This is a genomic window from Demequina sp. (assembly GCF_024642165.1).
Lineage (GTDB): Bacteria > Actinomycetota > Actinomycetes > Actinomycetales > Demequinaceae > Demequina.
Genome location: NZ_JAHEBP010000085.1, coordinates 1 through 8,949, shown reverse-complemented (window position 1 = coordinate 8,949; position 8,949 = coordinate 1). Strand labels below are relative to the sequence as shown.

Genomic DNA, 8,949 nt, shown 5'->3' with positions numbered 1-8,949 from the left:
GCGATGCGGACGCTTACGCCTCTCAGATCCGCGAGGCCGTCGACGAGGAAGTCGCGCAGGTGCGCGATGCCGCCGAGGCCGAGCTCGCCGCTCTGCGCGAGCAGGTGACCGCCGAGGCCGAGGCGATCCGCGCCGAGGCCGAGGCCCATCACAAGGACACGCGCCGCCGCGCCGCCGAGGCGCGCCGAGCGGCGGACGAGGAGATCACCGCGCTGCGCGCCACCGCGACCACCGAGGCGCTGCATCTGCGCCAGGGCGCCGAGGCCGAGACCACCGACCTCCGGGCCGCGGTCAACGCGGAGCTCGCCGAGCTGCGGTCGACGGCGGACGCCGAAACGGCCAGGCTCACGAGAGAGGCCGAGTCCGCTCGCGCCAAGGCGGAGAAGTACGCCTCCGACACCCGTGCAGCCACCGATCGGGACGCGAAGGATGCTCTCGCCAACGCGCAGGCGGAGGCTCAGCGCCTGGTGGAGACGGCCACGGTCGAGTCGACGCGGCTGCGGGACGAGGCGCACGCCGACGCGGAGGCCGCCCGCGAGGAGGCACGGCGCACCCGCGAGGACCTCGAGCTCGACGTGGTCACCAAGCGTGACCAGGCCGAGCGCGAGTTGACGGCACGCCACGACGAGGCGAAGGCGGAGACCTCCGCGATGGTCGCGGACGCCAAGCGCCGCACGTCCGAGGCCGAGGAGCGGCTGAGTGCGACGCTGCAGCGCGCGGAGTCGGTACGGCGCGAGGCGGAGGTCCACTCCCAGACCCTGCTCACCAACGCGCGCAACAACGCCGACGAGATCGTCGCGAACGCTCGGGAGCACGCCGAGGCCATCATCTCCGAGGCCGTAAGCGACGCCGAGCGCGAGCGCTCCATGGCCACGCGCGAGGTCGACGAGCTCAACCGGCAACGCGAATCCATCACCACCTACCTCGACGACCTGCGCGGCCTGCTCACCTCGGATCCCGTGGGCAACCTTGCGAAGGCGAGCCGCCTCCAGCAGAAGCACGACGCGGAGGCCGCCACGCCGGAGCACTCCGAGGCATGACCGACGCCGACCGCGGCGACGATCGCCTCCGCATGGCGGATGCGCTCGAGCGTCAACGGCAGGCAGAATCGCGCGAGGCTGGCGTGCTGGTGAAGGCGTTCGCGCGCGACGCCGCGGCAGCGGGCATTCGCCCGGAGGTCCTCACCGCCCGCTCGTACAACGGCTCGACCCGCGTCAAGACGCAGGTGACCGGCTGGTACCTCAAGCGAGACAGGTCGGTGGGCGTGGGCACCGACGGCCTGTTCTACGTCCTGTCGACCCACGTGGGCATCGCAGAGCGGCTGCGGGGCGCGACGTTGGTTCCCGACGACGCCCCGCTCGAGCTCGGGCGTGGGGCCCGCGACGGCGAGTCCCTGCCGCTGGTCGAGGCCATCAGCAAGCGCCTCGCCGGCGGCAACGACTGGCGCTAAGCGCCGCGTCCGGACGCGATGGCGGGAGGCACTTCACGCCCCCCTCGTGGTGAGGTGCCTCCCGCGCGATCATGGTGACACGTCCCCGACGAACCGCGCCAGAGTCCCACCCGAGATTTCACACGACGTTAACGCGGGTGCAACGCGCCGCTACGTCGCGTCCGCATCGGCGCGGGCCAACAGATCCGCGACCAGGCCCGCCACCGTGTCCGGCGCCTCCCACGCGCACAGGTGCCCGACGTCGGCGAGGACGGCCTCCTGGACCCCCAGCGCGTCCGCCATGACCCGCGCATCGTCCCTGCTCACGATGCCATCGAGGGCTCCCACTGCGACCACGGCGGGCACGTCAAGCCCGCGCAGCACCTCGGTGCGGTCGGGACGCGCCGCCATCGCGCGCTGCCCCCACGCGATCCCCTCGCCGCCGTGGCGCGCCACGTTGGCCGCGACAGCCGTCACGAGCGCCTCGCGCGCCGGACCCTGCGTCCCCACCAGGCCCTCGGCCGCGCCGCGCGGATCGGGGTGGCCTGCGGCGCCGTCCACCGCGTCCGCGATGGCGAGACGGTTGGCTCGCGCCGCGTCGGTGTCCGCCGTCGACTTCGTGCCCAGCAGCGCCAGGCCCGCGACGGCCTCCGGGTGACGCTCCGCCACAGCCATCGCGATGTAGCCGCCCATCGAACACCCCACCCACACGGCGGAGTCGTGGCCGGTGACCTCCCGCATCGCGAGCACCGCGGCATCCGCGATGAGTTCGAGCGACGGCTCCTCCTCGGGCAGTGGCATGTCCCCGATGCCGGGCACGTCGAACGCGATGATGTCGCCCGGCGCCTCGGGCAGCGCGTCGATCAGCGGATCCCACTGTGCGCGGTCAAGCGGGAACGCGTTGAGGAGGACCAGGGGCGTGCCGTCGGGAACGATGCTCACCAGGGTCTCCTTCGCGCGATGCCTGGACTCATTCCACCATGGCGGCGGGCACCAGGTCCGGGACCGGCGCGCGATCCGGTGCGACGCGCGCGACGATCCGGTCGAGAACCTCCCGCACGAACTTCTCCCCGACCCAGAGGTGCTTCGCCTCGGGCACGGCGATCAGCTCGAGCTGCGTCAGCGGCGCGAAACGCGCGCGGGCCTCGTCGGGCTGCAGGAAGTCGTCGAACTCGGGGACGAGCGCGGTGACCGGACGTCCCGTGGCCGCCCAGGCCCGCAGGTGGTCATCGCCCGCCCGGTGCAGGGGCGGCGACAGCAGGATCGCCCCCTCGACGTCGAGCTCGCTGCCGTGCATGAGCGCCAGCTCGGTGCCGAAGCTCCACCCCACCAGCCAACGGTGCGGCAGCCCGCGGGCGACGGCGAAGTCCACGGCGGCGCGCACATCGGCGCCCTCGCCCACGCCCCCGTCGAAGGCTCCCTCTGACGTTCCTCGCTGCGAGGACGTGCCCCGGGTGTTGAACCGCAGCACCGCGATCCCGGCCAGGGCAGGCAGGCGCCACGCGGCCTTGCGGTACACGTGGGAGTCCATGAATCCGCCGTGGGTGGGCAGCGGGTGAAGCGTGATCAGCGTGGCGGTGACCGGTCCGTCCGCCGGCAGCGCGAGCTCGCCCACGAGCGTCAGCCCGTCCTCCGTGCGCAGCTCGATGTCCTCGCGGTCCGCGCGCAGCACCGTCATGGAGCGCAGCTCCGTCAGCTCATCGTCCACGTGCCCTCCCGAACGTCTCCCAGCAGGCGGTGTGCCAGTGCCTGCGCGCGGCGGCCGCCTCTTCCTCGCCGAACAGCCCACCCGTGGCCCATGCGACCAGGTGTTGAGCGTCGCCCGCAATCTCCCGTCCGCAGCCCGGGCACACGTAGGTGCGGTCGCTCGGGCGCGGCACCGCCACCCAATACTCCTCGCCGCGAGGGCCGCGCTCGACGCGAGCCGGACCCCCGGCGCGCAGGCGCTCGGCGTCGAGCTCCGGGTGCGGCTGCCCGTAGGGGCGCTTGGAGGAGCGACGACCAGAAGGCATGCGCACCAGTCTACGAAGACTCCCACTGGTCGATGGGACGCAGATCGACCCGCGTGAAGGATGTGGCAGCCACAACCGTCACACGCGAATACATCCGTCCCATTCACCAGTGGGAATCGGCTCGATCAGTAGGTGCGCGCTGGGGTCTCCGTCACCGATTCGAGCTGGTCCAGGGGGAGCACCTCGCGCCGGCGGATCGTCTCCCGATAGAAGTAGGCCGAGTCCTTCCACGTGCGCAGCTGGGTGTCGTAGTCGACCCGGACGAGCCCGAACCGCTTGGCGTAGCCGTGCGCCCACTCGAAGTTGTCCATGAGGCTCCAGGCCAGGTAGCCGCGCACGTCCGCGCCCTCAGCGATCGCGGCCGCGACCGCGCCCAGGTGGTCGTGAAGATAGGACACGCGGCGCCCGTCCCGGATTCGACCGTCCTCATCGCACACATCGTCCCAGGCAGATCCGTTCTCGGTGACGTAGATCGGCAGGCCCGTCTCCCGGTGGATCTTCAGCAGGTATGCGTGCAGCGCGCCGGGGTCGACGTTCCACCCCATCGCGGTCCGCGGCCCCGGAGGCGCCATGAACTCGATCTCCTCGTCGCCCGGCCAGGGCGAGTTGGCGCCCGCCTGGTGCCCGTCCGCGAGCGTCGCGACGGCGGACCGTGCCGCGGCCTTGTGGGAGTTGTGCCGCACCAGGTGCGACGCGTAGAAGTTGACGCCGAACCAGTCGACCGCGCCCTTCATCTCGCCGAGGTCGCCCCCGTGGACGAACGACCAGTCGGTGAGGTGCGCGGTGTTGGGCTTCAGCACCGCGGGGTAGGTGCCGTGGGTCAACGGCTCGTGGAACATCGTGTTCGCCAGCGCGTCGATGTGCTCGGCGGCGGCGCGATCACGCGGGTTCGAGGGGTCCCACGGGCGCGGCGTGTGGCAGTTGTTGACGATCCCGACGTGCAGTTCGGGGCGCGCGGCCTTCATCGCGCGGTAGGCGCGGGAGTGCGCAAGCAACAGGTGATGGGCCGCGGTGAGCGCCTCGACGTCGTCGGCGTGCCCCGGGGCGTGCGCACCCGCCCCATAGCCCACGAACGAGCTCACCCACGGCTCGTTGAGCGTGGCCCACATCTGCACCCGATCGCCCAGCTCCTCGACCATGCGCGTCGCATACGCCGCGAAGGCGTCCGCCGTGTCGCGGCTGAGCCACCCGCCGGCGTCCTCGAGGGGCTGCGGAAGGTCCCAGTGGTACAGCGTGGCCATGGGCGTGATGCCCTTCGCGAGCAGCCGGTCGACCAGCCGCGAGTAGAAGGCGATGCCCTCCTCGTTGAACTCGCCCGTGCCCGTGGGCTGGACGCGCGGCCAGGCGATCGAGAACCGGTAGGCCTGCAGGCCCAGGTCCGCCATCATGTCGACGTCCTGCTCCCAGCGGTGATAGTGATCGCAGGCGACGTCGCCGCTGTCGCCGCCGGTGATCGCACCGGGCGTACGGGAGAACGTGTCCCAGATCGACGGTCCGCGGCCACCCTCGCCCACGGCGCCCTCGATCTGATACGCGGCAGTGGCCGCACCGAACAGGAAGCCCTGGGGAAATGTCATGCCGGAATCCTAGCCGAAACGTTTCGATTCGCCGCCCGCTCCGTGCGGAGCGTAGGGCCCGGAGGACGATGCAGAGCGTAGGGGCGAGGGGACGATGCAGGGGTCCGCACGGGCGCGTGACGGAGTCCGCCCGGGGCCTAGAAAAGGCGGGTCGAGTGGTCCTCGGCTCCGCGCATCGACTCGTAGTCGAGCAGCAGGCAGCGGATGCCCCGGTCCTCGGCAAGCACGCGGGCCTGCGGCTTGATCTCCTGCGCGGCGAAAACCCCGTGGACGGGCGCGAGCAGCGGATCGCGGTTGAGCAGCTCGAGATAGCGCGTGAGCTGCTCGACGCCGTCGATCTCGCCGCGGCGCTTGATCTCGATGGCGACGGTGGCGCCCGATCCGTCCCGCGCCAGGATGTCGACCGGCCCGATGGCGGTCATGAACTCGCGGCGCACCAGCGTGTGGCCGTGCCCGAGAAGTTTGATCTGCTCCGCCAGCAGCTCCTGCAGGTGCGCCTCGACGCCGTCCTTGACCAGGCCCGGGTCGACGCCCAACTCGTGCTCGGTGTCGGACAGCACCTCGTGGAGCTCGATCTCGAGGCGGTCGTCCGTCTTGGCGTGCTGGACCACCCAGACCTCGATGACGCCGCGCGCGGCCGCCTCCTCGTCCACGAGCGTCGCACGCATCGTGCACGGGGGGCTCATCCAGTTGAGCGGCTTGTACGACCCGCCGTCGGAGTGCAGCAGCACCGAGCCGTCGGCCTTGACCATGATGGCGCGGGTCGCCAGCGGAAGGTGCGCCGAGAGCCGCCCCGTGTAACGGGCCGCGCAGCGCGCGATCACCACCCGCATCAGGACTCGGCCGGCTCCTCGTCGGCCACGGCCGCGCCCGCCTCGTCGACCACGGGCTCGACCACCACGGTGATGACGTCGTGATCGAAGGAGAGGAAGCCGCCGTCGATGGTGAACTCGGCGTCGCCGTCGGCTCCGCCACGAACCCGCACCACGCCGGCGCGAAGCACGGACAGTACCGGCTCGTGGCCGGTCAACAGGCCGATCTCGCCCTCGACGGTGGGGGCGATCAGACGCTCGGCCGAGCCCGACCAGAGCACCTGGTCGGGGGCGACGACGTCGACGGTGAGGGGACCGGCCATGATCAGCCGATCTCCTTCTGGATGCGCGCCCAGTTGCGCTCGAGGTCCTCGAGCCCGCCGATGTTGAAGAACGCCTGCTCCGAGATGTGGTCGTACTTGCCGTTGACCAGGCCCGAGAAGCCCTCGACGGTCTCGGTGAGCGGCACGGTGGAGCCCTCGACACCCGTGAACTGGGTCGCCATGTACGTGTTCTGCGAGAGGAACTGCTGGATCTTTCGCGCACGGGCGACGATGATCTTGTCCTCCTCGCTCAGCTCGTCCACACCGAGGATCGCGATGATGTCCTGGAGCTCCTTGTTGCGCTGCAGGATCGACTTGACCGCGTTCGCGGTGTCGTAGTGGTCGCGGCCCACGTAGCGCGGGTCGAGGATGCGAGAGCTCGACGCCAGCGGGTCGACGGCCGGGTACAGGCCGCGGGACGCGATCTCGCGGGAGAGCTCCGTGGTGGCGTCGAGGTGCGCGAACGTGGTCGCCGGCGCGGGGTCCGTGTAGTCGTCCGCGGGCACGTAGATCGCCTGCAGCGAGGTGATGGAGTGGCCGCGGGTCGAGGTGATCCGCTCCTGCAGCTGGCCCATCTCATCCGCCAGGTTGGGCTGGTAGCCCACCGCGGACGGCATGCGCCCGAGCAGCGTGGAGACCTCGGCGCCCGCCTGCGTGAAGCGGAAGATGTTGTCGATGAACAGCAGCACGTCCTGCTTCTGCACGTCGCGGAAGTACTCCGCCATGGTGAGCGCGGACAGGGCCACGCGCAGACGCGTGCCCGGCGGCTCATCCATCTGACCGAAGACCAGGGCGGTCTGCTTGATGACGCCCGACTCGGTCATCTCCTCGATGAGGTCGTTGCCCTCACGGGTGCGCTCGCCCACACCGGCGAACACCGACACACCGTTGTGGTTGTTGGCGACGCGGTAGATCATCTCCTGGATGAGGACGGTCTTGCCGACGCCCGCACCGCCGAAGAGGCCGATCTTTCCACCCTGCACGTACGGCGTCAGCAGGTCGATGACCTTGATGCCCGTCTCGAACATCGAGGTCTTGGACTCGAGCTGGTCGAAGGCCGGGGGGTTGCGGTGGATCGGCCACGTCTCGGTGACCTCGATCTTCTCGCCCTCCTTGCCGTTGAGGACCTCACCGATCACGTTGAACACGTGACCCTTGGTGACGTCGCCCACGGGCACGGAGATGGGTGCGCCGGTGTCCGTGACCTCGGCGCCGCGGACGAGGCCGTCCGTGGGCTTCAGCGCGATGGCGCGCACCAGGTTGTCGCCCAGGTGCTGCGCGACCTCGAGGGTCATGTGCAGGACGCCGTCACCTTCGCCCTCTCCCTGCGCGGAGAGGTCGATGGAGACCTTGAGGGCGCTGTACATCTCGGGGATGGCGTCGGCGGGGAACTCGATGTCGACGACCGGGCCGATGACGCGGGACACGCGGCCAACGACGACGCGCTCCTCGCCGCCCTTGGCGGCGACGGGCTTGTCCGCGGCCGAGGACGCCTTCTTCGACGGTGCCTTGGCGGTCTTGGCGGTGGGGGTCATTGATCTCTCGCTTCCGGTCACGAGGCCGCGAGCGCATCGGCGCCCGAGACGATCTCGCTGATTTCCTGGGTGATCTCGGACTGACGCGCCTGGTTGGCGAGTCGGGTGTAGTTGCGGATGATGTCCTCGGCGTTGGTGGTCGCGGTGTTCATCGCGCGCTGGCGGTTCGCCAGCTCGGATGCCGCGGACTGCAGGAGGCAGGCGTAGATGCGCGACTCGATGTACCGAGGGAGCAGGGCGTCGAGCACCTGCTCGGGCGAGGGCTCGAAGTCGTACAGCGGGTCCACCGTGCCAGACTCCGTCTCGGCCACGCCCTCGACGATCTCCAGGGGCAGCAGACGGATGATGCGCGCCTCCTGGGTGACCATCGACGTGAAGCGCGTGAACACGATCTGGATCTCGTCCACCCCGCCGTCGCCGGCGTCCGCGGTGAAGCGCGCGAAGAGCGCTCGCGAGATCTCCTGGGCGGTCTCGCGCGCCGGGGCGTCCGAGCCGCCGGTCCACTGCCCCGCGAGCTCGCGCCGGCGGAACTTGAAGTACGACACCGCGCGGCGGCCGGCAGCGAACTGCACGATCTCCTTGCCCTCGGCCTCGAGACGGCCGCGGAGTCGCTCGGACTCGCGAATGGCGTTCGCCGAGTAGGCGCCCGCCATCCCGCGATCCGCGCTCACCACGAGCACCGCGACCCGGCCAGTGTCCTCCCGCTTGGTGGTCAGCGGGTGCGAGACGGTCGAGTGCGTCGCCACCGCGCTGATGGCGCGCGTAATCGCCCGGGTGTACGGCATCGCGTGATCGACGCGGCTGCGAGCCTTGCCGATGCGCGAGGCCGCGATGAGCTCCATCGCCCGGAAGATCTTCTTGAGCGACTGGGTCGCCTTGATCCTCTGGCGATAGACGCGCTGCTGTCCGGCCATCGTCTACTTCTTCTTCTTCGCGACGATCTTCTCCTGCTCGACCTCGACGGCCGCGCCGTCGTCGACATTGGAGTCGGTCGTCAGCGTCGAGCTCTGAGAATCGAGGAAGGTCGACACGTAGTCGTCAACATTCTTCTCGAGGTCGGCGGCCGTCTCGTCGGACAGCTTCCCGGTCGATTCGATGTCGTCGAGGATCGAGGTGTTGCGGCGCAGGTGATCGAGCAGTTCGCGCTCGAACCGCAGCACGTCGCCCAGCGCGATCTTGTCGAGCTTGCCCTTGGTGCCGGCCCAGATCGAGACCACCTGCTCCGAGACCGGGTACGGCGAGTACTGGGGCTGCTTGAGCA

The 8,949-nt window shown here is 70.4% G+C and carries 9 protein-coding genes and 2 pseudogenes; 2 read left to right on the top strand and 9 right to left on the bottom strand.

Features of this window, described 5'->3' with window-relative positions:
- Together Q0L54_RS08395 and Q0L54_RS08390 are read left to right on the top strand one after the other, a co-directional pair.
- A pseudogene (locus Q0L54_RS08395) lies at positions 1-1,040 on the top strand (hypothetical protein); the annotation flags it as partial.
- Positions 1,037-1,450, top strand: a complete 414-nt coding sequence (locus tag Q0L54_RS08390) for a hypothetical protein (protein ID WP_296667095.1) — start codon at positions 1,037-1,039, stop codon at positions 1,448-1,450. The pseudogene Q0L54_RS08395 and the gene Q0L54_RS08390, both read left to right, overlap by 4 nt.
- 150 nt (positions 1,451-1,600) lie before the next feature.
- Here Q0L54_RS08390 and Q0L54_RS08385 read toward each other — a convergent pair whose 3' ends face one another.
- From Q0L54_RS08385 to Q0L54_RS08345, 9 genes and pseudogenes are all read right to left on the bottom strand, one after another.
- Complete coding sequence (locus Q0L54_RS08385; RefSeq protein ID WP_296667092.1) at positions 1,601-2,371, bottom strand: alpha/beta hydrolase; 771 nt, start codon at positions 2,369-2,371, stop codon at positions 1,601-1,603.
- A 28-nt stretch (positions 2,372-2,399) separates the two neighbouring features.
- A complete protein-coding gene (locus Q0L54_RS08380) occupies positions 2,400-3,107 on the bottom strand; it encodes an alpha/beta fold hydrolase (RefSeq protein ID WP_296667098.1) in 708 nt (235 codons plus the stop codon).
- Positions 3,108-3,126: 19 nt separating this feature from the next.
- Positions 3,127-3,441, bottom strand: a complete 315-nt coding sequence (locus tag Q0L54_RS08375) for a hypothetical protein (RefSeq protein ID WP_296667090.1) — start codon at positions 3,439-3,441, stop codon at positions 3,127-3,129.
- 125 nt (positions 3,442-3,566) lie between these two features.
- The gene (locus Q0L54_RS08370; protein ID WP_296667088.1) at positions 3,567-5,018 is read right to left on the bottom strand and encodes a family 1 glycosylhydrolase; all 1,452 of its coding nucleotides are present in this window, start codon (positions 5,016-5,018) and stop codon (positions 3,567-3,569) included.
- Positions 5,019-5,155: 137 nt separating this feature from the next.
- Positions 5,156-5,851 carry an endonuclease NucS gene (nucS, locus tag Q0L54_RS08365; RefSeq protein WP_296667086.1) on the bottom strand — a complete coding sequence of 232 codons (696 nt, stop codon included), beginning with the start codon at positions 5,849-5,851 and terminating at the stop codon, positions 5,156-5,158.
- A complete protein-coding gene (locus Q0L54_RS08360) occupies positions 5,851-6,153 on the bottom strand; it encodes a F0F1 ATP synthase subunit epsilon (protein WP_296667084.1) in 303 nt (100 codons plus the stop codon). Before Q0L54_RS08360 ends, nucS begins: the two co-directional genes overlap by 1 nt.
- 2 nt (positions 6,154-6,155) lie before the next feature.
- Positions 6,156-7,688 (bottom strand): F0F1 ATP synthase subunit beta, encoded by a 1,533-nt coding sequence (atpD, locus tag Q0L54_RS08355; RefSeq protein WP_296667082.1) that lies wholly within the window; start codon positions 7,686-7,688, stop codon positions 6,156-6,158.
- Between the two features lie 17 nt (positions 7,689-7,705).
- A complete protein-coding gene (locus tag Q0L54_RS08350; RefSeq protein WP_296667080.1) occupies positions 7,706-8,602 on the bottom strand; it encodes a F0F1 ATP synthase subunit gamma in 897 nt (298 codons plus the stop codon).
- A 3-nt stretch (positions 8,603-8,605) separates the two neighbouring features.
- Positions 8,606-8,949, bottom strand: a pseudogene (locus Q0L54_RS08345) (F0F1 ATP synthase subunit alpha); the annotation flags it as partial.